Raw genomic sequence first — 24,477 nt, 5'->3', positions numbered from 1 at the left:
CCTTCCATCTTTACATCAGGCTTCGCATGCCGCGTTTTTCATACGGATTAGCGCTTGGCTTTTTGATGCTTGCCAATAGCAGTTTGTGAGCGTCGATAACCGCATCGACCGGGTCAATCCGTTTTGTTTGGGTGTGTTTCATGATCTTGATTTCCTTAAAACTGTTACTTTCGGTTTTGGCATTCACCATGGACCACGTGAGTAGATGGTTTTTCTTGTCATAGATCACGTTTCCAGCTTCTACTTCCAGTCGGAAATCGACGGTCGCATCGTTCAAACTGCGTGCACTCTGCACAATCTCGACACAGTCCACGCCAAACGTAGCATCCAAATCACTTAAAAAAGCATCTGCGTTATGAGGGTCATAACCGATGCCTTTTAATTTCAAGCCATATTTGGTGATAAGTTCCTTGTAGTACATCAAAATGTACTTGTAATCTGTTTTAACGCCGCCCATCGTTTCAGTTGTCGTCAACAATCCCGCCTGAATCCACATATCATATGGCGCGTGATCGGTTCGGATATGCTCGGCGACTCTCGCGAGAGGAATAAAGCTGTGGGAATGCACATAGTACTTTTGCACGCCATTCACGACAAATGGAATCTCCAGTACGCCAGACGTTAAATCACCACCAGAGGAAAGGTCAAGGCCCATGTAACATTCATACCCGCGGAAATCCTCCAAAGTCATGTCGGTGGCTGCATCTGCCCAGTGTTCGACGTTCATGTATTGATTGTCCGCATGCTGTACCCAGATGTTGAGCGATTTGGTCATGAAATTGCGCAGTTCTTCGCCGCCCATTTCCTTGGCCTTAATCGCATCCGCCTGCAAACTTTCAAGCGTTTGCTCGGTCCATAAGGGGTTGGCTTTGCCCCAGTTCTCTGGAATCCAGATGCCATCCTTGCTGTCGATGTCCTCTTTATCCAATTCACAGATGTACACAAACTGTGTTTCGTCCACAAACGCACCAGCTAGTATGCCTTTGCAGTATTTGTACAGTTCGTAGCACGGGGAATTTAGTTCAAAGCCCGACGTCGTAATGACCGAGATAAGGCATTGAAGCAGCTTCTTGGTTCCGTCCGTCGCCAGTTTGTACATTTGGTTCGTCAGATGTAAATGGTATTCATCGACAGAGGCGAAATATGGACGGAAGCCGTCAATAGATTTGGTGTCCCGTCCCAGTGCACGAATTTTCCCATTGGTCACGTTACACTCAATCAGGTTGGCATATTCCTTGACTCTGAAAAGGCCATCTTCATACTCGTTGCCGCACAGTTCTGGGTCCGCATTAATAAACTTGATGCATTCACCAAGTACGATTTTCGCCTGAAGCTCTTTCGTGGCGGTACAGTAGATTTGTGGATATTGGTAACCGTCAAAATTGCCGTAATAGATCGCTGGTACCGCGTTCATGAGTGACTTTCCGTTTTGCCTCGCAACCTGTACATACGAAGTTCGGAATCGTCGATGGCCAGAATACTTCCGCCAGCCATGCCAAGAGCCAAGAATAAAATCTTGAAACCCCCAGAGTTCTATCGGGCGCGGATCTTCGCCTTCTGCCAACGTCAGCGTTTCAGTGAACTCAATCAACTCATGTGCCTTTTCAGGATGCCAGAGGAACGGAAACTCATCTGTGCCCTGCCGCTCTAAATCCCGCAGATGCCGCTGGCACGCTTGGATTTCGCTTTTGCCAACGCGCCGATCTAGCCGCCCATTCACAACATCCAGCGCATAACGTGTGACGCGATCGTCTTCAGTAAGGGCATGGAATGGATAATTATCCACTTTGACCACCACCGAACTTGCTGAATCGGCTCGGCGGCTTATCGTTCTTCTTCGGTTTGGCTACATTCTTCACTTTAGCCAATGGATTTAGGAAAAGCCGGTCCTGCATTTTTAGAAGCATGTCCATCTTTTTATTAATCGCCGTCTCAATCCGTAGCAGCCCTTCAATGGAGAGGATATTTGTAAGGCTCATCATCGCCTTCATGCGATACTCGTTTTCGTCTTCAAAGATGAATTGATTAAGCGGCTGTACATCTTTGGCAATCTCATCAATTCGCTGATAGGAGCGAAGCAGCCGTTCATACTCAGCGCATGTTTGGCAGTAAAGAGACAGGATCCCAATGTCAGAAGATGAGATGAGTTCAATTCCCTGATCTGCCGCATCCTTGTACTCTTTCATGTGCTGCTTCCAATATGAAAAAGCCACCGCATCATTTTTTACGTAGGCTGGTGGCTTCATTTTGTCTAAATCTTTTTTGCCAAGCTTAATTTCGCCGTCCTTGCGCGCTTGAATCTCGGCTTTGGTTAGATGCTTATTTCCGTTTGCAATTACCAAATCAATGGGTTGTCCATTTCGGGGCAAACTTGTCACCTCCTGCCTAAAAAGTTATATGGGGAGTTTTTACGCGAAAAAAGGGACACGCGGTCTACAAAGGCGAGAGCTATAGAGATTTAGCCCCCCCCTACCCTACTAAGCCCTTAGGAACTGTATGGACCATTAAATTTCGCACCCCTGTTACGTATCTATATTAAAAAGATCCATTTGATGGCTATAGCCGACTGTTGTTCGTCTTATGCATGTCTCATAATATCGATCGTCCATTTCAAACCCCATATATTGCCTGTCTGTGTTCAAACATGCTACTGCAGTAGTACCCGATCCCATGAACCCATCGAATACGATCTCGCCTTTATCACTTGATTTTTTAATTAGCGTCTCGATTAGGCCAACTGGCTTCTCTGTAGCATGTACCATATCGGCGGGGACAACTTTTGCATGATGGATTACATCCGAGATTCTCTTTCCACGAAGCAGATGTCTTCCTTTGTGACCGAATAGAATAAGCTCATGCTGTGGAGCATAGCCTCCTTCTAAATCTCCTGCTCCATGATGATTCTTCACCCATATAATCAAGTTTTTAAGTTTGAAGTGTTTTTCAAATTCCGATTTAAAAAAGTCAAAATGATGCCAGCTGCAGAACGAATAAATGCCAGTTCCATCTTTCATAATCCTGGCACATTGCTCGAAATATTTTGATATAAGATCGTGTGAATTCCTGTCATTGTGAATGAAATCAAACTTTTCTTTTCTCATATTGCTTTGATAGTTCATGAGATAAGGAGGATCAGTGACAACCAAATCAATGGTTTGATTGCCAATTTGTTTCATACCTTCAATGCAGTCCATTTTCAATATTTCATTAAGATTCAATTTATATAACTAACCCCCTCTCCCAAAGCCACCATCCTCTGTTGCAGTCTTGATATCATGATGCTTCTTGCATAGAGGCTGCCAGTTGTTCCGATCCCAGAACAAAGCCTTGTCACCCTTATGGGGCTTGATATGATCGACTACCGTGGCTGCGCCAATGCTTCCCTCTCTCTCACAGTGCACGCAGAGAGGATGCTTAATAAGGAAATAAACGCGAGCCTTCCGCCATTGACTGTCATACCCCCGCTTTGCCGCTGATCCTCGCAGCCTATCATTAATGGCCGCTTGCTCCTTATGATCACTGCAAAAGCCTGCTTCGGTAAGGTTGGTGCATCCTGATTTACAACAAAACTTTTTCAGTACAATGTTAATCACCCTCATTTATCACTTATGTATAAATATTCATGCACATATCCACAAGGTGTGTTGATACTACAGCCTTAATTTTATTGATAAAAACCCACTTATATTCGACTTATTCACACTATTAACAGTCGTTTTTTTGCATAGAATGCATAAATGACCACTTACCCATATCTTATATTGTGTTTAACTCAAACTACGCCCCCAAACCATGCAGCACAAGGGATCTCGGCTTTCATTAATTTGAGTTACACAATTGCTAAATATGGTTATGTGATCTAAATTCTAAATCTTTTTGTTGCTGCATTAACCGTATCTTGGATGATTCCAATGTATCGAAGTGTGAAAGCTGGATCAGAATGATTGAAAATCTTCTGCAGCATCGCAACATCCTTGCTGGCTTGATAGAAATGGTACCCATATGTTTTCCTCAGCGTATGTGTACCGATGGCATCAAGCTTATATTCACGAGCAATCTGGCGAAGGATCTTATAAGCCATGCTTCGTTTTAGTGGCTTGTTTATGCCTTGCCTACTCTTTATCAAAAATTCGTCATCATCACAATCACGTACAAGTGCGAGAAGTTCTTTTCTTACTTCTGGATTCATTTCAAAGCTTTTTTGCTTACCTGTCTTAATTTCCGTCAAATACAACTCTCTTTTTTTTAGGTCCCGAATCCTAAGCTGTAGAATATCCGATATGCGTAATCCAGTGTTAATTCCGACTTCGAAAAGGATATAATTCCTAATCTCCTTCTCTGCCCGTAACCTCTTCTTAATGTCTGAAATGATCTCCGGATCTCGAATTGGCTGTACGAAATTCATATGATCCAACCTTCTTTTTTCAGTCGCCTTCGTTCAGCCCTATTTCTCTCTAGTCTCATTGGAACCGGCAATAATGCTGCATGGCGTATCATCCATTTGAGAATCAAATTGAACATATTCATCACCTCTATTGAATGTTTGTATTGTTCGGCCATAATCCATATCTCCCATATGTCGAACACGTTCATCCCCTCCGCATCATTCCGAGGTTTTACACGATGTGATGAGCAAAGGACAAATAAAGTGGGCGTTATTTCTTCGGCTACGCCCTTGCCGCCAGGATCCGTACCTTAGCTGCACTGGTCACAGCAGAAAGGAGTCAGTTCGCGTCTCGGCATTTCCCCCTGCCGGTGAGCTGAAAACATGCCCAACATGCGTCGCATGACTGAAATTGGGGAGGCACGGAGTATTCAATAGTAAGGGGCTTTTGCAACTAAAAAAATAGCCGCGATTGTCGCAGCTTACTTTGTCTGTTTATTTGTCGGAAAAACAGACCAATATATTTTATTTTCTTTTGCTCATGGTAGCCGTATGAACAAAAGGAACTAAGTGTCTTTCAAATAAAGACATACACTTCGCTTTGCTCATTAAGTTAAATAATAAAAGCACCCCGTTAATTTGGGTGCCTAAATAATCTACTTTACTTTTGATTTCATATCAGGAAGTTCCTTGAATAAATTATAGTACCCTTTTTTCGGCACAATTTCAGTTAGTTCCTTTGTGGTGCTACCAATTGCCCCATGACTATCCATTACAGCAACACCAACTTGATAGCTCCCCTTTTCAGGAGCCGTGAAACTTACTGATTTTGGATTTTCTTTTCCCTCTTTATATAATTTCCATTCCTCGTTTGCGTTAGCGCGGAAGAATTCCCAAAAATATACTACTGAATCCCCAGGATCAGGATCTGAAGTATTACTTCCATAAGTTTTGGTCTCGCCTTTCTCATACTGTAAGAATGTATTATCCGGCATAACAACACCTACATTTGATACTACAGGTTGCGAGTTTCCCTTGCCCCCATCTGATGTACAACCACTAAATAGCAAAGCTGAAGAAACTAATGCAATTGCGGATAACTTAATTACTTTCAACTAATTCCCACTCCCCGAAATCCCTATTTTTATTTGTTAGGCAACTCTTTGGTAATTATCGGAATTTTTTGTGTTTAATTTTACTGGATTTTAATTTTTTTGAGTCGCTTTCCAGAGCAAGGCATCTGAACCTCCGAGATCCCCTCGGATACCGCACCTACTATTCCCTGACTACTTCGCCCGACGGGCTTTTCATACGACCTATGAAAATTTCAAGGTACAGAATTAGTGCAGAAATTTATCAGTAAACTGACTGTATTTCTATCTATAACTGTACCTTTTCATAAGTTGGGATTGCGGAACGATATGCGACTGATTCTTGCAAGATTACAGACACGTTTTTAATGCAGTTCTTCCCATAACTTGAACGTATTCGCGATCGATTCTATTCCTTCTAATATCTTTCTATCAATCGACCGTTCGCATAAATTGAAATTGCATATGGTGTCGCTTCGATCATGACCCTGAATAAATCGGTATTCTATAATCTCCTTTACCTCTTCATCCAATATCAGGTTAAATGCCCTGTCAATCTTATTAACCATTGCAATAAGTCGACAATACACATCAGAACTATTTAGCACTTCCCTATTGTGATGTCTTTCCAAGTCTTCTTTTGTTTTCTTCGCTTTTTTGTATCTGGAAAGATCCTTACGCATTTTGTTAATTTCAGAAATGCTCGCCACTGGAAATAATGAAAATTGATCTGTTTCAATTTCGGCTACCATCATATTCCACACACCCCATGTTTATTGTATAATTGGTGTGAAGAAATTACTTAATCCTCTGCGGGCCCGGCCAAGGTTACACGCAGAGGATTTTTTCTATTGTGCAGTTTTTAAAATACCTGACTTCATTTCTTTATAATATTCTATTAGTTCCGGCTGGGCCTTTTGCATAAGTTCTTCTTCATTTTCAGCACCGTAAGTTCTACATAGTTGTATTACTGCAGCTGCTGCCATCTCTTCAGTTGGTTTTATCTCTGTTGACTGTGCAAAGTATTGATTTAGCTGTCCATATGCTTTTAATTTTTCTACATCACTAATCTCCATCTTAATTGCCTCCTTCTTTTTTTCGTGTTACCCATCCAAACGTACTCCCCTTGCTAGTGGCTTCTATGATGTAGGAACTTCCTTTCTGAAGATGTTCATTTCCTACAACAACCAGTACACCATATTTTGTATCCACATAACCTTGTTCGGCTAAAGGAGAGGATGCCGTTACATTCATTACCATTTTCGAAATGTCTCTTTTTCTGTATTCGACCATGGGTTTTAGCGTTTGCTCTATAAGCTTAATTGCATATAAGTTACTTGCGCTGCTCATTTCGTTTCCTCACATGTATTTCAGTATTCAACAACAATCAACGGATAATTAGGTGTTAAAATTCTGTATAGTGCATATAATGAAAACAGGTATATTGGCCATTGAAAGCAACTTTGCTATTGCTGTGAAGTTGCTCTTTTTTATTAGATATGGACAGGTTACATCATCTAACAAAGATGGGCTTATTAATGGGTAACGATTTTAAAAAATGGAATATATTAATACTGTCAAACTCAGCCCTTCTCCACTTTTTCGCTTTCAAAAGAAAAAGTGGCTTTTTTAGTTCTTCAAAGGCAGGTGAATTTAGATTAAACACTACAACATTACCACCCAGCAAGACCTCATTGAGATAGTGCAGGCATGCATTGAACAAAGAAAGTGGCAAGCTGCTCTTAAACTTATTAAGCTCTTGGAGAATATGGAACAGAGTAATAAGAATTCTTTACTTATTGAGATTAAATCACCTTAGCTAACCAAAATAGGCCCTTAACTACGACATTCACCGTATTCTTGGCATAAATTATAAAACGCTCCTACGCTTTCTCCCCTTGCCACTTTTGCCGTTCCAATCCGGTAAAGGTGGCCTTTTTATGTCCTTCAATATTCATTGTGATGCCTCAGGGGGAATGAATCTGAATACCCTCCCGATCTAGCACTTCCCACAATTCATCAATAGTCATATCTTCAATCTTCTTTTCCTGACTAATGCTAACTACTGGTTCTTGAATAAATCCGTAGTTTGGAATACTGCTGTATTCTACATACTTACTACCAACCACAGTTTGTTCACTTACTCCTGAAAGCCGTTTGAAAGCTCTACCCAAAACAACAATAGTTTGTCGATTGTAACGAACCACATAATTTCCGTTTCCATCTCTTTGAAAAGAAATAGACACTTGCATTATCCCCGTTCACTCCTTTTAAAATTAGGTTCTTGGTCCATACAATCCTTGATATAATCCTCAATAGTTGCCTGATTATCTTCGTTGTACTCTTCATGCGTCATTTTCGATTTAGGCCGTTCCTTTCCGAGAATTTTGGTAAATCTTTTTTTCGGGAAGTATAGACTTCTCATGGATGATCGACTCTTGGTGTGATCTATCTAGGTTTACAAATTTGTTGAATGACTTTAAGAATGCAAGTTCGACAGTGCCAACTGGGCCATTCCGTTGCTTGGCAATAATAATTTCGATAATGTTCTTCTTCTCGGATTCTTTATCGTAGTAGTCATCCCGATAAAGAAACGCAACAATGTCGGCGTCCTGCTCAATAGAACCCGATTCCCTGAGATCCGACATCATGGGACGCTTGTCCTGCCGTTGCTCTACACCACGGCTTAACTGTGAGAGGGCTATAACCGGTACATTCAGTTCTCGTGCTATTTGTTTGAGCGTACGAGAGATTTTAGAAATCTCCTGTTGTCTGTTCTCGCTACGGCCTGCACCGCTGATAAGCTGTAAATAGTCAATCAGAATCATTCCAAGTGATCCCGTATCTTTTTTAAGCTGACGGCAACGGGAGCGAATCTCATTAACGGTAATCGATGGGCTATCGTCAATGTACACGTTTGACCTTGATAGTTCGCCTATTGCCATCGTCAATTTCTCCCAGTCGTCGCTCTCCATTACTCCGCTTCGCATGCGGCTCGCATCAATGTGTCCCTCAGCAGACAGCATCCTCTGCACTAACTGCGCTGCCCCCATTTCAAGACTAAACACTGCAATTGTTTCATTGCTTGTTATACCCGCGCTCCTTGCTACGTTAAGAGCAAACGCTGTTTTTCCAACTGATGGCCGAGCGCCAATGATTATAAGGTCTTGACGTTGAAAACCGGAGGTCTGCTTGTCTAAGTCATCGAATCCGGATGGGATACCTGTGACGCCCCCCTGATTAGGATTCGCACTATTCTTCTCGATTTGCTCGAATACTTGCATGCTGACTTGATCGATCCGCTTGAATCCACCCTGTTTGTTTGCTGATCGTTCGACTACTTCTTCCGCTACCTGCTGAGCTGCAGCTGCCATCTCTTCTGCATTCAAATCGTTATTCTGAAAGATCTTTTGCATACCAGACCGTGTCTTCCGTTCTAACGATGAATCCAGAACAAGCTTGGCATAGTAAACGACGTTCGCAGCTGTCGGTGCCGCATTCCCTAACTCAGACAGGTAGGTCACGCCACCAACATGTTCAAGCTGCTTACGACGCTGCAAGTGATTTACTACCGTAAGCAAATCAATTGGTGTAGTCGTCTCAGCTGCATCGTAGAGTTCAATCATGGACTCGTAGATGACACGGTGCTTTGGTTCCAAAAAGTCATCAGGTACAAGCCTCTCAGCAACAAGCGAAATCGATTCATTTTCGATAAATATTGCTCCTAGTACTGCTTGCTCAGCACTGAGTTTCTCGTCCAACATTCTTTCTTGCATATATCTGGATTGCCTCCAATCTTTCCTCAATCGGCAAGCTCATCATGGACTTAATATGATCAGGCGGACCAACTGATTTCTTTATCCACTCGTCCTTTTGAGCAAGGAATTCTTGAGCTGATCTCTTCATGTTATCGTGATACAAGTCTTCTTCGGTTTTTAGTGGCTGTTTAAGTTGTCCGATGCTTGGCGGCCATTGAGTAGCGTTATCTGAGTGCCTGCGGAGATTCTCTGTTGCTACCTCGATTGGCGTGTGTGCTAGGTCTTCCAACCATTCATCCACCATGGATTGTAGAACTTGAAAATCTACCGGAATCTGAAATCCTGGGTACTTCCCCTTAATCTTCTTGAGCAACTGGGCAACTTCCGTTCTATTCACGCTTTCGTCCCTCCCTTGCGATTTGATCCAGCATATCAAAAGCTCGTAATTGCTTGTTTCTATGATCCTTACCTGTAGCTACTTCACCTGACGGTACAGGCATAGTTTGAACATTCTCGTTTTCCCAAGCCTCCCAAATCCCTTTCTCGTAATACAAAAAACTGGATGGAAGCTTGAATCTTTCCCCTTCACGTTCACGCTTTTCCTCAAGGAGGATCTCCATAGTTCGGATGGTAAAAGGGTTTGGCATACCTCCGGCGACCATCTTACCCATAGCTTCGCGCTCTTTTTGTTTAACGTGAATGTCAAACTTCTGGTTAAGCTGGCAGTAAGCATCCAACAATTGTAGTAACGGGCTTTTATTCTCGGGTTCAAATTCTGGATAAATAATAGCAGTAGTAATAGTAAGATCTTTAAAGTCTTTTAGATCTATCACTTTTGATAGATCACTTTCATCTGATCTATCAAAAGTGATGTATCTCTCGTTATGATCTATCATTTTTGATGTATCATTTTCGAGTGATCTATCATTTTTGATGTATCTCTTACGGTTCGTTTCTTTCTTATTTTTAGCCACTTTTATGATCTCACCACGTGCTGTTCTGACTGAATTTATGTATCCCTGGTTCTTCAAAGTGGTCATGTTACGTTGAACAGTTACTTGGCTAGATCCAATTTCTCGAGCAATTCTTTCATGCTTTATTGGCGCCCCTCCATGAACAAGCCCCCAATGCACACCAAGTTCATCGACTTCCTCTGTACTTACTGCATCAATGCACCAGAGGAACTCCCAAATTGCAGGACCTAAACGACTTCTGTGTTCAAAAAGCCCGTTAGAGATAGGAATTATATGGTTGTCAGGCATTCATGAGTCATCTCCTCCGCGGACTCCGATCGTCACGCAAGTAGATAACAGGATACTCGATAGCGACTACAGAGAATCCAGGGTAAGCTATAGAAAAGTATTCATTTATGCGCTTATTAAACGTATCAAGATCTTTTTCTCTTAACTGCCAAATTGATTCGCTAATACCCGATTTTGTTAAAGGTTTCTCGAATATATCCTGACCACCTACTGGCACTGTTGTTTGTATAATCAGCCACCTCCATTTTCAAAATTAACCTTGCTTGATGTTGCTTAGCAGCATCGCCCAGGACAAGCCGTAGCTTGTCCTCCACGAGAGTGCTAAACCGCGCTATATGCCTCACTAGCACGTCTGACAATACTCTTGATCATATGTCCATTGCCTTCTTGAATTTCGCCATCATGGACTCGTCTGACCTTATAATGAATCCACGATGACATGCGACGAACATCAATTACTACAGCTTCCACAAGCTTCTTATCATCCTGTCTATACCCTCCCAATAACGGATTAGGGACTAACTTAGGTACACGAACCGTATCGCCAATCTCTGGAGCTCTAAGCTCAAGCTTCATGTCTTTCACACGTTTCGTGACATCTTTCTTAAGAGCAGTCATGTGTTTTTGAGTCATACTAGAAATGTTTGTGCAGTAGACGTGTAGCAGGACACCTTTAATCGCTTGGTCAAATTTAGCTTCACGCTCTACGCAAAACTTTGCTAATTCAGAGACGCATGCGTTACGATCAGTCCATTGAAAATTAGATTTCATTCTATGAGCCCTCCTTTGTTAGATTCAAAACGTTCAGGGAACAATATCTTTTCAGCCTCAGTCCACCGTCTAACTGCTTCTGTTTTGAATACTAACGCTCTATTCTCTTCGATATTCTTCTCACACCTATTTAATGAACGCATATATATTTCGATTCCCTTTGAATCGCCAACCCTGGTAGCTTCTTCAAGCTGCCTTTGGTTGTGAGAAAAAAGCTCTTTGTTCCTATATATCGCTTCTTCCAAAGCAGATGATATTCTAAAAAAGTCCATATGTGTGAACATGACTAGTGCTTCCTCTCCTCTTGCCTTCTAATAACAATTAAAGTATACTTTAGTAGATATTTGTTTCTAAACGCATCATCTTGAAGTAGTCATCGTTCGCAGCGGTGGCTATTTCTTTGTTTGGAAAATAATTATTTTCCCTTAGAATCCGTTGTGTCATTTCGCTAATCGTTTCTTGTGCTCTGAAATCGGCTGCCATGTTGATTACTTCCCTAGCCTTCATAATTCCGGATGCATACACAACTCCAGAGCTTAATCCTGATACATTTAGCATTTGCATGAACATTTGATTCGCCTACCTTTCCCCGCGCTTGACTTCCATTTGATGTTTTTGCATCAAACGCTTGCGATTCAGACCAAACTCTTCCTCTAAAACGCCTTTCATTACCATTGCCTTATCAATAACATCGCTAATTTCAAACCAAACTCTCTCTGCGCCTTCCCGACGTTTCTCGGGATCGATATGTTTAGCTGTCACGAGGCCCTCCAATGCTGCAGTAAGCTCTGAAATTTCCTTTTGAAGTAAATCTTTAAGTGCGGCTGGATGAAGATCCAAATTTGGTACATGTCTTAGAATGTTGGAGATAAAACCATCCGTCCGCACGTCGATCAATTCCAAAGTCGTTCGCCAGTCAAGCCTAGATGACACAATTTGATCATATCCTGCAGGTAGATCTCTCTTTCCCTTCTCAATCTTGGATAAATAACTTTGATCTATGGACAATTTGACTGCAAGCTCCTGTTGGGTCATGCGTCTAGTTTTTCGATAAGTTACAAATGCTTCTCCAATAGACAAACTCTTTTGCCCCTCTCATTATTTAATTCTTCAAAGAATCTGGTTCTAAGTAAAATGCTTTGAGACTTCTTATGGACATATAGTCCTAATTACTTGGTAGATATTGGACGCCATTAATATGTATGATTTACCTATAACGGATTGATTCTGTCGGCTACCAGAATCACCACCCTTCATATCCCCTCTGGAAACAGGGGGTTAATTTTTAAAAAGGAAACTTGTCCTAAATTTATATATGGAAAGACTTAGGGTCCTTCCGAAACTTAATTAACTTTGCCTTCACGTTTTATTTCATATCTCTCGGTAAAGCCACTTTTCATTTCAGCAATGAAAATTGATACTTTATCGAACCAGGGAGTTAGAAGAGGATTACTTAGATCATCGCCGGCTAATTTTCCGTTTTCATCGAAGTAGCATTCAGCTATAACCTTGCCCTCCTTGTCAACAAATGACATGTTAGTAACACGTGGTTTTCTGCGTTCTTTTGCTTTCATTTTGGCTTCAACTCCTTTGCTCCATGCTATGAGCAGTGAGTATTTAATGTGAAAAAGGTTGGGATTATTCATCAAACTGTGTACTTAACTACACACTTAGATTAAAAAAAAGAGATCTTCAAATTTCTTATTTGGAAAAGCATGTAGAGTCCCAATAATTAGACTTTCGCCTGGTGAGCAGTACTCGGGATGGTTTTCGTCTAATTTTGTTCTCCACAGCCTGCTTCTTGATATTCCCATCTTCTCAGCAAGTTTTGTGTCAGTTAATTTCTCTTCTTTCTGTAGTTCTTCTAGAACACTAACTCTTAACTTTATTTTCAATAATCTCACCTCAATCTTTTGTTTCGTTCTCTACACACTAAATATAACTCAGTTGTGTAGTAAACGCAACAAAAATTTGTTGTGTACTACACAGCGTTTTTGTTTCATGTACGAAACACTTTTGTTAAAATAGTGTTATAACTTAAGAGGTGTTGATTATTCTTATGAATATCGTCGAGTTTGGATTGTATTTTGCTGAACTTAGAGAGAAAAGTGGTTATAAGAGCCAAAGGCAGCTTGCTATTCAAAGTGGAGTAAGTAATGGGACAATTGCTAGAATTGAATCAGGCACTCAAAAAGTAACACCTGAAACATTAAGGTTGCTCGCCCAGCATTTGAAAGGTGTGGACTACGAGCAATTAATGATTAAAGCTGGTTATATTAAAGAACCAACTGAGCCTGATGCTTTTAACGAAAATGAAAAGTCTAAGCATCAATCGGCTACATCCGGCGGACGAGCCTATTTTGGTGGATCGGACCAATATACAGAAGAAGAACTTGATGTAGCGAGAGCCGCAATTGAAGCTTACCGCGCATTAAAGCGAAAAGATAAAAAGTAAGAATCAAATAATTGCCCAGGAGGGCTTTTATTTTCCAATAAAATAGGAACATACGATCGTTTATAACCCAATTAATTAGGAGAATCATCATGAATCTTGATCATTATAAATTGACTGATTTAGAGATATGGATTACCGAACATTACGAATTAGGAGGGATATACTCTGCCTCCGATATGAAAATTCCTGTAATAGCTGATTTGTTTGACATTCATATAGTTTATTATGAGGGGCCTTGTGTAGCCGACTGGGATGACCCAGAAGACATGGTTATTTTTATTGATTCTAGACAAAGCATTGAAAAACAGCGGGAAGCATTCTTTCATGAACTTTGCCATCCGCTTCGACATATTGGTAACCAAGAAGAAATGACAGAATCATTTATTGAATTTCAAGAAATTCAAGCAGCACAATTTCAATATAGTGCAGCTTTGCCAATTTACTTATTGAAGAACTATATAGATGTTCAGCCAAGGTTTCTCACAAAAATTCTAGCTGAGGAGTTTCTACTGCCTGAGAAATTTGTTATTCGTCGACTTGAGCAAATAAAACAACGAATTTATATTTTCGAACAAGATGAGCGTATGAAAGAAGCCAGAAAATTAAAAGTAGAGCTTGACGAAGGGCATGTGGAGCGTGTAATTGCAGAACTTGTTCGGAAGAGGAAATCAATTGAGGAGGAAGTCCGTGAAATTTTACTACGATGAAGATCCAGATAATGCTTATAATCCATATAGATTAATCGTATCTCTTGAAAACAACGTAATTGACTGGAATAAAAAACTTTTTTACATCTCTTTACCTGATAAATTAGAAAAAGCATTCCTTGAGGGTATTGACGAAGATATTATGAGTATCTCTGTAAACCAGGGAGACCTCCTCATTCACCCTGCAAAAGCAAATATAATAGGACTTTACTTACCAAATGTTGTAAATAGAATCGAGAAATTAATTGCATCCGAAAGAAAGCAAGGTTTCATTAATACATTAGAAGACACCACAAATTTCTATAATAAAATAAATCAATTTATTATTTATATTTCAGACCTTACAGCAAAAGGGCTCCGGATTAATCAGTTCTTTAGCGAGGATTGGTAGGAAAGGACAGGTGAATATCATTGCGCGTTGCCGCTTATTATCGTGTTTCCAGTGATGAACAAGCACTAAAGGGTAACTCACTCTTCGAGCAACAAGAGCGATTAACATCTTATTGCAAAGCAATGGGCTGGGACCACCCAACTTTTTATGAAGAAGACGGATACTCAGGTAAGGATCTAAACCGGCCAGCGATAAAAAAATTGCTCGAAGACGTTAAAAATAAGAACTTCGATATGGTTATTACCACAAAATCAGACCGGCTATGTAGGAAGCTCTTAGATCTGCTAAGTTTGGTCGATTACTTTAAAAAATATGACTGCAATTACACTTCATCAACAGAACATTTTGATACATCGACACCAACTGGAATGCTTGCATTGCAAATTCTTGGTTCTTTTGCAGAGTTTGAACGCGAACGGATCAGGGAAAGGGTAAAAGAGAACCATATGTCATTGGCGCGGCAAGGGAAAATGATTGGCAAGGCTGCATATGGTTATAACATTGTCGATGGTAGTTACGAGATTAACATTGAAGAATCATTAGTCGTCCACAATATCTTTAAATGGTTTCTTGAAGGTGTGGGATCTAGACATATTGCTAAGAGGCTAAATGAGCTGGGTATACCCTCCAAAAATAATGTTAGGTGGGATGAGCGAAGAATTCGCTATCTTTTATCTCTAGAAACATTGACTGGACAATTCATCTACAACAGGACGTACAGAAAAGGGTCAAAGACCTTCATTCGGCCGGAGGATGAGTGGATAGTCATCGATGATCATCATGATTCTATAATCGATTTAAATACGTTTGAACGAGTGCAGGGTATTTTGAACGGTAGATTGAAAAAAGCACGTAAGTATGCAGCTGACGACAAGTACTTACTGTCGGGTCTGACTTATTGCGGACACTGCGGTGAAAAAATGCATGGACGTACGTTCCATTTAAAAAATGTAAAATATGTTTGCTCGGAATATGTTAAACGAGGTGGATGTTACTTTCATTACATTTATAGGGACGATTTGGAGAGTGCAGTCTTACAGTCAGCAATCGAAATTTTAAATACTACTCAGAATTCCAATAAGCAGCTTTTCCTCGTTGTAAACAATGAGAACAAACATAAAAATCTAGACCAACGTAAACTTCTAGAGGAACAATTAGAAAAAATCAAGGCAAGGATGCAAAAACAAATTGCCGCGTATGAGAAAGATTTAATTTCCGATGATGACTTGAAAATGGCTAGGGTTAGACTCGATAATGAAAAAACATCTATTCTTAAGTCTCTTGAAGAATTGAATGATACGGAAAAGAAGTCCGATGAAAGTAAAGTATTGGCACGGATAAAGGAACTTGAGGAAGAACTGCTATCTGGGGATCGAATACGAGTGAAGTCAGCATTGTGCCAAATTATTAATAAAATTATAATTAAACATGGTGAAGACGTTCAAATCATATGGGAAGTCTGATGTATCTCTCACTTCACATTACAGGAATGCAACGGCAAAGATCAGCGTTACAGTTTCCGGGAAGCGAACATGCTGGAAGAATGGAAAGCCACCTACTATAACCCCATGGCTTACGCCAAATATTTGTTGGATGGCGGTACCCCGGTTTATTAGCCCCTAGTTCCGCTCCAGCTCCCATCGCTCAAAATGACACCGCATGGGTCCCGCTCCTTCCCCAAAAATCAAAAAGAGTGCCCAAGCGTCATAACATGACTAGGGGCACTCTTTTTATTTGTGCTATTTCGTACTTAGCACTTTCTTTACAGCTTGATTGAGGGCGGCTACATCAACCGAACCGACGCTTTCATCCTTCAGCTTATATTTCTGCTTCAGCTTCTGAATTCTTGCTACGCTCTGATCGATCGTTTCCATCGGAATCCGTTTGTCCTGAACAGCTTGCCGCAGCGCCTCGATCACTTTTACAACTTTATTGTAGTCATGTCCAACCATAATCACATTAGCTCCGGCCAAAACGGATTTTACAGCGGAAGCGCCGATATCATAGTTTTGTTCAATAGCTCCCATCGTCATGTCATCGGTCATGATGACACCTTGGAAGCCCATCTCCTTGCGCAGCAAGTCCGTCATGATTTTCTTCGACATCGATGCCGGGTTCTGTCCGTCCACTTTGGGCAGCAAAATATGGGCAACCATCACAGCATCTGCGTCTTGTTTAAAAGCTTCCGCGAAAGGGATTAATTCAAGCTTACGCAATCTGTCCAAATCGTTCTGGACAATGGGCAGCCCTACATGCGAGTCGACCGATGTATCGCCATGCCCCGGGAAATGCTTAACGACTGACGTAATCTGTTGATCTCGCAGCCCCTTCATTTCTTGAATACCCATAGCGTTGACGACAGCAGCGTTTGCTCCAAAAGAACGGTCGCCGATCACCGGATTTTTCGGATTGCTGTTAATATCCAGCACAGGAGCGAAATCAACGTTTAATCCATACGCACGAAGCTCTGAACCGATCAAATTGCCGATATTGTAGGCATACGTCTTGTTATTCGTCTTGCCGATCTCCTGATTCGTTGGCGTTTTCTGAAGCTCCTCCGGCAGCCGTGTTACCCTTCCGCCCTCCTCGTCCACACCGATCCAGAGCGGCTGCTTATTTTTTGCATTTTTTTGCTTCAGTTCATTCACCAGCGAAACCAGTTGGCTTGAATCTTTGACATTTGGCTTATATAAAATAATGCCTCCCACGTGGTACGTTGAAATCAACGCTTGGGTATTCGCATTTACGCTGTATCCGTCGATGCCGGCCAAGATCATCTGTCCCAGCTTTTCGTCCAGTGACAAGCCTGCCGTCGGGTTTGCTGGCGTTGGACTTGGGGTCGGCGCTGCAGTAGGAACTGGCGTAGCTGCCGGAGCAGAAGCAGACGGCGATGGCGACAGGGGTGCAGCTGAAGACGTGTTATCTTTTGGAGAAGATGCACACCCCGCTAAAAAGAGAGATAACACAGCCGCACACATCATACTCTTGGTATATCTAGGAATTACAAAATTCACTCTAACACCTGCCTTTATAATAAGTCATGCCTATTAGACGATGTGCCAAATGAAATAGTTACATAGGACGTTGTTACAAATAACACAGAACTACTCTTTCCTGATCTCTATCAGCAGCCGTTTCCACATTAAGTAGATCCCGTAACATCCCAAATAACCTCCGCTTAAAAGGAATAATTGATTGTTGAAAACGCCATGAATATTCGTCATAAATACCGTATCGTCCCGTAATATGTCATTAACCGCCAAAGCGGAAATAATACCAAAGACATAGGCACTGACCATTGCCAGAATATGAAACCAAATACGGCAGCTTATGAACATCCATGAGCCAACTAGCATGCAGGCTGGAATTAGTAACAGAATCAATATAATCATAATGGACATTGTACCCGTTCACCTCATTAACAGCATTGACAAGCATATTTCACCTCAAACAGCCTTCAGACTATTTTTTTAGCCGCCTACCTTGCCGTTTCTTCTTCATTCGACAATTGATTCTTTTACCTTTCTGTGGCAAGATTAGCGAAGAACCATAAACAGGGATCTTTGAAGAAACTTGAACGTTGGTCAAAAGCCCGCCTAACCACGAATGAACAGGAGTTAATTTATGTCAAAACCGTTCTTCAAATTGCTAACCGAGCTCTCCTCACGTAAATGGGTATCCCAAGTGACAGGAGCTTTTGCCAGGTCCAGAGCAAGCCGGATGTTCATTCCCCGTTTTGCCCAAACTTACGGTATACGTATTGAAGATGCTGAGAAGCATGTAAAAGATTACAAATCCCTAAATGATTTCTTTACTCGCCGCTTAAAGCCGGGTTTACGCCCGATTCACGAAGACGAGACGCGCGTCGTAAGTCCGGTTGATGCCATGATTACTGGGATCGGGGACATTAAAGACGGCTTGATCGTCAACGTCAAAGGTCAAGATTACACCATTGAGGAGCTGCTTAACCGGTCGCCCCGTACAGTCAATTACAAAAACGGCTTCTATTTCGTCCTGTATTTGAGCCCAACCGATTATCACCGCATCCATTCTCCGATTACGGGGGACATCCTTGAAAAAGAGCACGTGCTCGGCAAAGTTTATCCGGTGAATGAATTCGGCCTTCGCCACATGAAGCGAGTTCTTAGCCGCAATGAGCGATTAATCACTTTCATTCAGCATCATACAGGTGAAGTTGCCGTCGTAAAGGTCGGAGCGCTGAACGTGAGCTCGATTCAATATGTCAAACCGATTCCCAAAACATTGGAGCGCGGTCAAGAGCTGGCTTATTTCGAGTTCGGCTCAACCGTTGTGCTGCTTTTTGAAGATGATATGTTTGAACCTCGCCCAGACCTTAAGCTTGGTTCCAAAGTGAAAATGGGAGAAGACCTCGGCCGTTTCCTAGATAAATAGCGAGAGGAGCGCATCATGGCTGCCATAACAACACCATCTCCCAAATCCAATAGCTTGCAGGGTGCAGGAGATATCAAACCAACTGTTTACCGGATACTGTTTGCCATCGGCCTTGTCCATTTGCTGAATGACTCTATCCAATCCGTCATTCCCGCCATCTTCCCCATTTTGAAAAGTGAAATGGGATTAAGTTATACCCAAGTCGGTTGGGTACAGTTCGCCATCAACTTCACGGCTTCCATCATGCAGCCCGTAGTCGGCTTATACTCGGACCGCAAGCCATCGCCCTATATGCTGCCGATTGGCATGGCATCGACCCTTACCGGGATGCTGCTGTTAGCCTTCGCTCACTCGTATTGGGTAGTGCTGCTGTCTGTATGCTTTGTGGGGCTTGGCTCCGCTGCTTTCCATCCGGAAGGCTCACGAGTGTCGCATATGGCTGCCGGAGGACGCAAAGGCTTGGCACAGTCCATCTTCCAGGTGGGCGGTAACTTCGGCCAATCCTTGGCGCCGGTCATGACCAAATGGATTTTCATTCCGCTCGGACTTTTCGGCTCCATATGGTTCACAGGCGTTGCTGCGATTGCGATAGCCGTTCAGATGTTCATTGCTCGCTGGTACAAAGCCGAGCTCGCAACGACTCCGGTTAGAGCCAAGTCCACTGTGAAGCGGACCGTCAATCCCGTGCATCGCAAACGTGTGTTTTTCGCTATTTATGTATTGATTTTCCTTGTATTCGTACGTTCATGGTACGGTGCTGCAATGAGTGGTTACTTCGCTTTCTTCTTGCATGATACATACGGCTTATCCATCAACCGTGCGCAGGACTTCATCTTTTTGTTCCTCGCAGCCGGCGCTGTAGGTACTTTTTTTGGCGGTCCGATCGCGGACCGGTTCGGTAAGCGCAATGTCATTTTCTTCTCCATGCTGGGCTCAGCGCCATTCGCATTGCTGCTGCCGCATGTTGGAATTACTTGGTCTTATATTTTACTTGTCGTCATCGGCGTCATTCAATTATCCAGCTTCTCCGTTACCGTTGTTTATGCCCAAAGCCTGTTCCCTGGCAAAGTAGGAACCGTATCCGGCCTAATTACCGGGCTCGCCTTCGGACTTGGCGGTATCGGAAGTGTCGTTCTTGGAAATCTCTGCGATGCGATCGGTACGACGCGTGTGATGGAATTATGCGCGTTCCTGCCGCTTCTCGGGATTCTAACCTTCCTTCTCCCTTCTGACCGTAAGCTAAAAGAATGGACGGAGGAACAGAATTAAAACAAAAAACCTTGCTCTGCGAGCTGGAAACAGCTGCTGGAGCAAGGTTTTTTTGGCTTTAATTATTGATTTTTATTCGTGATGAGACTCTTGTGTTTCACGTTGGCTGCGGCGACGAGCTACACCGGATTCAAACGCTGCTTCCATAACCGCTTCGCGTACTTTCTCAACAACGGCATGATTGAATACGCTCGGAATAATATAATATTCATTTAGCTCATCTTCATTCACTACCGCGGCAATCGCTTTGGCTGCAGCGAGCTTCATTTCTTGCGTGATCCGGGAAGCGCGGCAGTCCAGCACCCCACGGAAAATACCTGGGAAACAGAGCACATTATTGATCTGATTCGGATAATCCGAACGGCCTGTCGCCATGACGCGTACGTAAGGCTCTGCCTCTTCCGGCGTGATTTCCGGTGTCGGGTTCGCCATCGCGAATACGATTGGATCCGTAGCCATTTTCTTCACATCTTCTACCTTCAGAACGCCTGGACCGGATAGGCCGATAAAAATATCAGCGTCTGCAATGACATCGGACAAAGTCCCTTTTAGCTTGAAAGGATTCGTGTTATTCGCATACCAATCCCACATGGAATTTGTATAGCTTTCACCGCGTACGATTGCGCCTTGACGGTCTACACCGATGACGTTCGTGACGCCTGCTGCAAGCAGCATTTTCGTGCAGGCAATTCCTGCCGCTCCGATGCCCGTGATAACAACCTTACAAGACTCCAGCTGTTTGCCCACCACTTTAACTGCGTTAAGCAAACCGGCAAGAATAACAACCGCAGTTCCGTGCTGATCGTCATGGAACACCGGAATGTCCAATTCATTGATCAATCGTTCTTCAATTTCAAAACAACGCGGCGACGAAATATCTTCTAAGTTAATTCCGCCGAACGCAGGTGCGATGGCTTTGACAGTACGAATGATTTCCTCTGTATCTTGTGTGTCCAAGCAAATTGGGAAAGCGTCAACGCCCGCCATTTGCTTGAAGAGCATAGCTTTACCTTCCATAACCGGCATAGCCGCTTCAGGGCCGATATTGCCAAGTCCGAGGACGGCTGTTCCGTCAGAAACGACGGCAACTGTATTACGTTTAATCGTTAATGAGTGCGCTTTGGATGAATCCTCATGAATCGCCATACAGACACGAGCGACTCCTGGCGTATATACACGGGACAGATCGTCCCGATTTTTAATCGGAATCTTCGGAGTGACTTCAATTTTACCGCCCAAATGCATAAGGAACGTCTGGTCGGATACGTTAATTAACCGCACACCTGGAATACCTTTCAATACTTTAACAATGACTTCGGTATGATCCGGATCGCTAACTTGAACGGTAATATCACGTGTTGTTGTTGTTTTACTGGCTCGCGTCACGTCAACCGCGACGATATCGCCACCGGCATCGCCTATGGCTGTAGCAATTTTCCCAAACGTGACCTGTTCTTTATGTATTTCCAAACGCACAATCACGCTTGTGCCTCCACCATTTAATCCTGCCATTTAGGGATCACTCCTACAATAAAATGATTAATTGACCACATGTTAGATCATAGCATACTCTGTCAACCATGCCAAAATCATATTGTTGATTTTATGACAATTTCTGAAACTTCTCGCAAGGCGGCAACGCCTTGGCGTATTTCCTGCTCCGTGAGATGCGCAAAACCGAAGCATGCCCCCGCCTTCCCCGGGGGGATGCCGTAGGAACCGGCGTCGCTCCAGGTGACGCCGATCTTACGGCACTCGGCTGCATAAGCGGCATAGGTGCGGGGATCTCCCCGCCACCAGCCGAACAGATGCAGCCCCGCATCACTCTCCACCCAGTCGAAGAGGGTGGAGAGCTGCTCCTGCAGCTGCGCTTGCAGGAGCAAGAACTTGCTCGCGTACACTCGCCGCATACGGCGCAGGTGTCGCTCGTAGCCGCCGCTCGCCATGAAGGCGGCGAGCGAGCGCTGTTCGAGCAGCCCCGAAGGGTGCGGCTCGTATAGCCGCTTCGCGGCTACAAAGGCGTCGTGCAGCGCCTCCGGCAGCACGACATATCCGATGCGCAGGTCCTGCAGCATCGTTTTGGAAAAGGTGCCGATGTAGACCACTCGGCCCTCCTGGTCCAGTACCTTGAGCGGCTCGATCGGCCGCCCGCGGTGCCTGAACTCGCTGTCATAGTCGTCTTCGACGATGACAGCGCCTTGCTCCGCCGCCCAGCGCAGCAGCTGCTGGCGGCGCTCTAGACCCAGCACCGCCCCCGTAGGGAATTGGCGGCTGGGTGTCACGAACAGCAGCCGTGCGTTCCACTGCTGCGGGACAAGCCCTTGCTCATCCACAGGAGCGTGGATGGGCACACCGCCGGCCGCAAGCACCGCGCGGCTGGCGCCTTGGTAGCCCGGGCGCTCCAAGATGACGGGATCGCCTTCGTTCACGAGCACCTGGGTCAGCAGCGCGATCGCTTGCATCGACCCGTTAACGATGACGATGCGCTCCGGCGGCGCCTCGATGCCGCGTATTCGCCTCAGGTGCTGTGCGATCGCTTCGCGAAGCGCATAATGTCCCTCGGCGACGTATGCCTCTTCCTGCGGCGACTCCGTCATCCGCCGTACCTGCTCATACATCCCGCGGTTCCATAGCTCCCGCGGGAACTCATCCAAGTGCGGCCGACCCATCACGAAGGCAATCTTTTTCCCTTGCTCTTGCACTCGCCCTGGCTCTTGCTCCAGCTCTTGCTCTTGCTCTTGCCCTGGCTCTCGCTCTCGCTCTTGCTCTCGCCCTTGCCCTTGCTCCAGCTCTAACTCCCGTCCTTGCTCCCGCTTCTGCCAGCGTCCATCCCGATCCGCCTCACAAACCCGCGTCCCCCAATCCGAAAGCCGAATATCCTTCCCTTCGAACGGCACCTGCTTCTCCTGCACCCCGTTATAAACAACATAAGTCCCTCTGCCCACATCAGCTTGCAAATAACCTTCAGCAATCAGCATATCGTACACTTGATTAACGGTGCCCCGCGATAGCCCATAAAGTGCAGCTAATTCACGGCTTGATGGCAGCTTCGTATGGCGCAGCAGCTTATTCGCCAAAATGTTGTCATGCAGCGCATGATACAAAGCCGCATATTTACTCCCGTATTTCGCCTGGTAAGTATGGTACGGTATATGAAAATCCATACTCGCCCCCCTTTTTGCCTTTCTCAATTGGTCCATAAAAACACAATTAAATTGGATCTTTTTATTAAACCATTTTTCCATTATGCTTACTAAAATCTCATAAATCCGGCTTTTTGACAAGGAGAATATGCCCATGAATTTCCAACCAATCACGCTAGAAGGTACACAAGTTACTCTACTGCCGATGCAGGAATCTCACATTAGCGCTCTAGTGGAGGCAGCGTCGGATCCTGCTATCTTTGCCTACATGACTCCGCTGCTTCAACCTTCAGCCGTTGAACAATTTGTCCGCCAAGCGCTGGATGAGCAAAAAGCCGGCCTAGGCATTCCATTCAGCGTATACGACAAGCACTCCGACAGTTTCGTCGGCAGCACGCGCCTTTTCGACTACTCTGCCGTAAATCGGCATGTCGAGATCGGCCATACGTGGTACAATCCGCGTGTTTGGCGAACCAGAATCAATACGGAGTGTAAGTATTTGCTGCTGCGGCACTGCTTCGAAACTTTAGACCTCCTGCGTGTGCAGCTTAAAACAGACCTAAGAAACGAACGCTCCCAAGCGGCAATTGCGCGTATAGGCGCCCAGAAAGAAGGTACGCTTCGCCAACATCGCGTGCTTCATGACGGCTATGTGCGGGACACCGTGATGTTCAGCATCATTGACCGCGAATGGGTGGATGTGAAGCAACGCCTAGAAGGATTTTTAAATCGAGTAAACGTTTAGATCCGAATAAAAATCCATCCAAAAAAATTTGTTTCTCGCAGTGACGTTCTCCAGGGAAAGTGGTATAATAACTGCAAAAAATGAATAG

The 24,477-nt window shown here is 43.8% G+C and carries 30 protein-coding genes and 1 pseudogene; 8 read left to right on the top strand and 23 right to left on the bottom strand.

Going from position 1 to position 24,477, the window contains the following annotated elements:
* Positions 1-10 precede the first annotated feature (10 nt).
* From AC3WTJ_RS00260 to AC3WTJ_RS00170, 19 genes are all read right to left on the bottom strand, one after another.
* Positions 11-1,786: a terminase large subunit gene (locus tag AC3WTJ_RS00260; protein WP_492520067.1), complete on the bottom strand. Its 1,776-nt coding sequence runs from the start codon at positions 1,784-1,786 to the stop codon at positions 11-13.
* The gene (locus tag AC3WTJ_RS00255; protein ID WP_492520066.1) at positions 1,779-2,369 is read right to left on the bottom strand and encodes a P27 family phage terminase small subunit; all 591 of its coding nucleotides are present in this window, start codon (positions 2,367-2,369) and stop codon (positions 1,779-1,781) included. The genes AC3WTJ_RS00260 and AC3WTJ_RS00255 overlap by 8 nt, the downstream gene beginning before the upstream one ends.
* 153 nt (positions 2,370-2,522) lie before the next feature.
* Positions 2,523-3,218: a DNA-methyltransferase gene (locus AC3WTJ_RS00250; protein WP_492520065.1), complete on the bottom strand. Its 696-nt coding sequence runs from the start codon at positions 3,216-3,218 to the stop codon at positions 2,523-2,525.
* Between the two features lie 9 nt (positions 3,219-3,227).
* A complete protein-coding gene (locus tag AC3WTJ_RS00245; RefSeq protein ID WP_492520064.1) occupies positions 3,228-3,599 on the bottom strand; it encodes an HNH endonuclease in 372 nt (123 codons plus the stop codon).
* Positions 3,600-3,859: 260 nt separating this feature from the next.
* Positions 3,860-4,405, bottom strand: coding sequence for a site-specific integrase (locus AC3WTJ_RS00240; RefSeq protein WP_492520063.1), 546 nt, complete (start codon positions 4,403-4,405; stop codon positions 3,860-3,862).
* Positions 4,406-5,040: 635 nt separating this feature from the next.
* Positions 5,041-5,499, bottom strand: coding sequence for a hypothetical protein (locus AC3WTJ_RS00235; protein ID WP_492520062.1), 459 nt, complete (start codon positions 5,497-5,499; stop codon positions 5,041-5,043).
* Between the two features lie 341 nt (positions 5,500-5,840).
* On the bottom strand, positions 5,841-6,230 hold the full coding sequence (locus tag AC3WTJ_RS00230) for a hypothetical protein (RefSeq protein ID WP_492520061.1): 390 nt from the start codon (positions 6,228-6,230) through the stop codon (positions 5,841-5,843).
* 93 nt (positions 6,231-6,323) lie between these two features.
* A complete protein-coding gene (locus AC3WTJ_RS00225) occupies positions 6,324-6,551 on the bottom strand; it encodes a hypothetical protein (RefSeq protein ID WP_492520060.1) in 228 nt (75 codons plus the stop codon).
* 1 nt (position 6,552) lies between these two features.
* Positions 6,553-6,825: a hypothetical protein gene (locus tag AC3WTJ_RS00220; protein WP_492520059.1), complete on the bottom strand. Its 273-nt coding sequence runs from the start codon at positions 6,823-6,825 to the stop codon at positions 6,553-6,555.
* Between the two features lie 617 nt (positions 6,826-7,442).
* A complete protein-coding gene (locus AC3WTJ_RS00215; RefSeq protein WP_492520058.1) occupies positions 7,443-7,727 on the bottom strand; it encodes a hypothetical protein in 285 nt (94 codons plus the stop codon).
* Positions 7,728-7,838: 111 nt separating this feature from the next.
* Positions 7,839-9,251: a replicative DNA helicase gene (gene dnaB / locus AC3WTJ_RS00210; protein ID WP_492520943.1), complete on the bottom strand. Its 1,413-nt coding sequence runs from the start codon at positions 9,249-9,251 to the stop codon at positions 7,839-7,841.
* A complete protein-coding gene (locus tag AC3WTJ_RS00205; protein WP_492520057.1) occupies positions 9,214-9,630 on the bottom strand; it encodes a replicative helicase loader/inhibitor in 417 nt (138 codons plus the stop codon). The genes dnaB and AC3WTJ_RS00205 overlap by 38 nt, the downstream gene beginning before the upstream one ends.
* Positions 9,623-10,495, bottom strand: a complete 873-nt coding sequence (locus AC3WTJ_RS00200; RefSeq protein ID WP_492520056.1) for a hypothetical protein — start codon at positions 10,493-10,495, stop codon at positions 9,623-9,625. Before AC3WTJ_RS00200 ends, AC3WTJ_RS00205 begins: the two co-directional genes overlap by 8 nt.
* Positions 10,496-10,816: 321 nt before the next feature.
* Positions 10,817-11,266, bottom strand: a complete 450-nt coding sequence (locus tag AC3WTJ_RS00195) for a hypothetical protein (RefSeq protein WP_492520055.1) — start codon at positions 11,264-11,266, stop codon at positions 10,817-10,819.
* Positions 11,263-11,550 carry a hypothetical protein gene (locus AC3WTJ_RS00190; protein WP_492520054.1) on the bottom strand — a complete coding sequence of 96 codons (288 nt, stop codon included), beginning with the start codon at positions 11,548-11,550 and terminating at the stop codon, positions 11,263-11,265. Before AC3WTJ_RS00190 ends, AC3WTJ_RS00195 begins: the two co-directional genes overlap by 4 nt.
* 49 nt (positions 11,551-11,599) lie before the next feature.
* The gene (locus AC3WTJ_RS00185; protein WP_492520053.1) at positions 11,600-11,830 is read right to left on the bottom strand and encodes a hypothetical protein; all 231 of its coding nucleotides are present in this window, start codon (positions 11,828-11,830) and stop codon (positions 11,600-11,602) included.
* Between the two features lie 15 nt (positions 11,831-11,845).
* A complete protein-coding gene (locus AC3WTJ_RS00180) occupies positions 11,846-12,346 on the bottom strand; it encodes a helix-turn-helix domain-containing protein (protein WP_492520052.1) in 501 nt (166 codons plus the stop codon).
* Between the two features lie 263 nt (positions 12,347-12,609).
* Positions 12,610-12,840 (bottom strand): hypothetical protein, encoded by a 231-nt coding sequence (locus AC3WTJ_RS00175; protein ID WP_492520051.1) that lies wholly within the window; start codon positions 12,838-12,840, stop codon positions 12,610-12,612.
* Positions 12,841-12,936: 96 nt separating this feature from the next.
* Positions 12,937-13,170, bottom strand: coding sequence for a winged helix-turn-helix domain-containing protein (locus AC3WTJ_RS00170; RefSeq protein WP_492520050.1), 234 nt, complete (start codon positions 13,168-13,170; stop codon positions 12,937-12,939).
* Positions 13,171-13,325: 155 nt separating this feature from the next.
* Between AC3WTJ_RS00170 and AC3WTJ_RS00165 the strand changes: the two genes are divergently transcribed.
* The 5 genes and pseudogenes from AC3WTJ_RS00165 to AC3WTJ_RS00145 all read left to right on the top strand — a co-directional run.
* A complete protein-coding gene (locus AC3WTJ_RS00165; RefSeq protein ID WP_492520049.1) occupies positions 13,326-13,721 on the top strand; it encodes a helix-turn-helix domain-containing protein in 396 nt (131 codons plus the stop codon).
* An 89-nt stretch (positions 13,722-13,810) separates the two neighbouring features.
* Positions 13,811-14,428 (top strand): ImmA/IrrE family metallo-endopeptidase, encoded by a 618-nt coding sequence (locus AC3WTJ_RS00160; RefSeq protein ID WP_492520048.1) that lies wholly within the window; start codon positions 13,811-13,813, stop codon positions 14,426-14,428.
* Positions 14,409-14,819, top strand: a complete 411-nt coding sequence (locus tag AC3WTJ_RS00155) for a hypothetical protein (protein WP_492520047.1) — start codon at positions 14,409-14,411, stop codon at positions 14,817-14,819. The genes AC3WTJ_RS00160 and AC3WTJ_RS00155 overlap by 20 nt, the downstream gene beginning before the upstream one ends.
* 20 nt (positions 14,820-14,839) lie before the next feature.
* Positions 14,840-16,282 carry a recombinase family protein gene (locus tag AC3WTJ_RS00150; protein WP_492520046.1) on the top strand — a complete coding sequence of 481 codons (1,443 nt, stop codon included), beginning with the start codon at positions 14,840-14,842 and terminating at the stop codon, positions 16,280-16,282.
* A 24-nt stretch (positions 16,283-16,306) separates the two neighbouring features.
* Positions 16,307-16,435, top strand: a pseudogene (locus tag AC3WTJ_RS00145) (YheC/YheD family protein); the annotation flags it as partial.
* A gap of 123 nt (positions 16,436-16,558) precedes the next feature.
* Here AC3WTJ_RS00145 and nagZ read toward each other — a convergent pair.
* Both nagZ and AC3WTJ_RS00135 read right to left on the bottom strand, forming a co-directional pair.
* Entirely contained in the window at positions 16,559-17,833 is a 1,275-nt protein-coding gene (gene nagZ, locus AC3WTJ_RS00140) for a beta-N-acetylhexosaminidase (protein WP_492520045.1), read from the bottom strand.
* 90 nt (positions 17,834-17,923) lie between these two features.
* Positions 17,924-18,220 (bottom strand): transposase, encoded by a 297-nt coding sequence (locus AC3WTJ_RS00135; protein ID WP_407869290.1) that lies wholly within the window; start codon positions 18,218-18,220, stop codon positions 17,924-17,926.
* Positions 18,221-18,443: 223 nt separating this feature from the next.
* Here AC3WTJ_RS00135 and asd point away from each other — a divergent pair, with 223 nt between their 5' ends.
* Positions 18,444-19,232, top strand: coding sequence for an archaetidylserine decarboxylase (gene asd, locus AC3WTJ_RS00130; RefSeq protein WP_492520044.1), 789 nt, complete (start codon positions 18,444-18,446; stop codon positions 19,230-19,232).
* 15 nt (positions 19,233-19,247) lie between these two features.
* Positions 19,248-20,501: an MFS transporter gene (locus tag AC3WTJ_RS00125; protein ID WP_127456565.1), complete on the top strand. Its 1,254-nt coding sequence runs from the start codon at positions 19,248-19,250 to the stop codon at positions 20,499-20,501.
* Between the two features lie 72 nt (positions 20,502-20,573).
* Here AC3WTJ_RS00125 and AC3WTJ_RS00120 read toward each other — a convergent pair whose 3' ends face one another.
* A complete protein-coding gene (locus tag AC3WTJ_RS00120; RefSeq protein WP_127456564.1) occupies positions 20,574-22,013 on the bottom strand; it encodes an NAD-dependent malic enzyme in 1,440 nt (479 codons plus the stop codon).
* Between the two features lie 77 nt (positions 22,014-22,090).
* The gene (gene pdxR / locus AC3WTJ_RS00115; protein WP_492520043.1) at positions 22,091-23,800 is read right to left on the bottom strand and encodes a MocR-like pyridoxine biosynthesis transcription factor PdxR; all 1,710 of its coding nucleotides are present in this window, start codon (positions 23,798-23,800) and stop codon (positions 22,091-22,093) included.
* Here pdxR and AC3WTJ_RS00110 point away from each other — a divergent pair.
* Positions 23,799-24,389, top strand: a complete 591-nt coding sequence (locus tag AC3WTJ_RS00110) for a GNAT family N-acetyltransferase (RefSeq protein ID WP_492520042.1) — start codon at positions 23,799-23,801, stop codon at positions 24,387-24,389. The genes pdxR and AC3WTJ_RS00110 overlap by 2 nt on opposite strands.
* Positions 24,390-24,477: the final 88 nt, after the last annotated feature.

The organism is Paenibacillus sp. FW101-FHT12H11 (genome assembly GCF_058790355.1).
This window is presented reverse-complemented; position numbering and strand designations above follow the sequence as displayed.

Excerpts from the sequence above, each read along its gene's own strand:
- AC3WTJ_RS00125 (WP_127456565.1), top strand. The coding sequence starts at position 19,248 with ATGGCTGCCATAACAACACCATCTCCCAAATCCAATAGCTTGCAGGGT.
- AC3WTJ_RS00110 (WP_492520042.1), top strand. The coding sequence starts at position 23,799 with ATGAATTTCCAACCAATCACGCTAGAAGGTACACAAGTTACTCTACTG.
- AC3WTJ_RS00175 (WP_492520051.1), bottom strand. The coding sequence starts at position 12,840 with ATGAAAGCAAAAGAACGCAGAAAACCACGTGTTACTAACATGTCATTT.
- AC3WTJ_RS00225 (WP_492520060.1), bottom strand. The coding sequence starts at position 6,551 with ATGGAGATTAGTGATGTAGAAAAATTAAAAGCATATGGACAGCTAAAT.
- AC3WTJ_RS00120 (WP_127456564.1), bottom strand. The coding sequence starts at position 22,013 with ATGGCAGGATTAAATGGTGGAGGCACAAGCGTGATTGTGCGTTTGGAA.
- AC3WTJ_RS00245 (WP_492520064.1), bottom strand. The coding sequence starts at position 3,599 with ATGAGGGTGATTAACATTGTACTGAAAAAGTTTTGTTGTAAATCAGGA.
- AC3WTJ_RS00135 (WP_407869290.1), bottom strand. The coding sequence starts at position 18,220 with ATGTCCATTATGATTATATTGATTCTGTTACTAATTCCAGCCTGCATG.
- AC3WTJ_RS00185 (WP_492520053.1), bottom strand. The coding sequence starts at position 11,830 with ATGCAAATGCTAAATGTATCAGGATTAAGCTCTGGAGTTGTGTATGCA.
- AC3WTJ_RS00240 (WP_492520063.1), bottom strand. The coding sequence starts at position 4,405 with ATGAATTTCGTACAGCCAATTCGAGATCCGGAGATCATTTCAGACATT.
- AC3WTJ_RS00190 (WP_492520054.1), bottom strand. The coding sequence starts at position 11,550 with ATGTTCACACATATGGACTTTTTTAGAATATCATCTGCTTTGGAAGAA.
- pdxR (WP_492520043.1), bottom strand. The coding sequence starts at position 23,800 with ATGGGCATATTCTCCTTGTCAAAAAGCCGGATTTATGAGATTTTAGTA.
- asd (WP_492520044.1), top strand. The coding sequence starts at position 18,444 with ATGTCAAAACCGTTCTTCAAATTGCTAACCGAGCTCTCCTCACGTAAA.
- AC3WTJ_RS00200 (WP_492520056.1), bottom strand. The coding sequence starts at position 10,495 with ATGCCTGACAACCATATAATTCCTATCTCTAACGGGCTTTTTGAACAC.
- AC3WTJ_RS00165 (WP_492520049.1), top strand. The coding sequence starts at position 13,326 with ATGAATATCGTCGAGTTTGGATTGTATTTTGCTGAACTTAGAGAGAAA.
- AC3WTJ_RS00160 (WP_492520048.1), top strand. The coding sequence starts at position 13,811 with ATGAATCTTGATCATTATAAATTGACTGATTTAGAGATATGGATTACC.
- AC3WTJ_RS00220 (WP_492520059.1), bottom strand. The coding sequence starts at position 6,825 with ATGAGCAGCGCAAGTAACTTATATGCAATTAAGCTTATAGAGCAAACG.
- AC3WTJ_RS00195 (WP_492520055.1), bottom strand. The coding sequence starts at position 11,266 with ATGAAATCTAATTTTCAATGGACTGATCGTAACGCATGCGTCTCTGAA.
- AC3WTJ_RS00230 (WP_492520061.1), bottom strand. The coding sequence starts at position 6,230 with ATGATGGTAGCCGAAATTGAAACAGATCAATTTTCATTATTTCCAGTG.
- AC3WTJ_RS00215 (WP_492520058.1), bottom strand. The coding sequence starts at position 7,727 with ATGCAAGTGTCTATTTCTTTTCAAAGAGATGGAAACGGAAATTATGTG.
- dnaB (WP_492520943.1), bottom strand. The coding sequence starts at position 9,251 with ATGCAAGAAAGAATGTTGGACGAGAAACTCAGTGCTGAGCAAGCAGTA.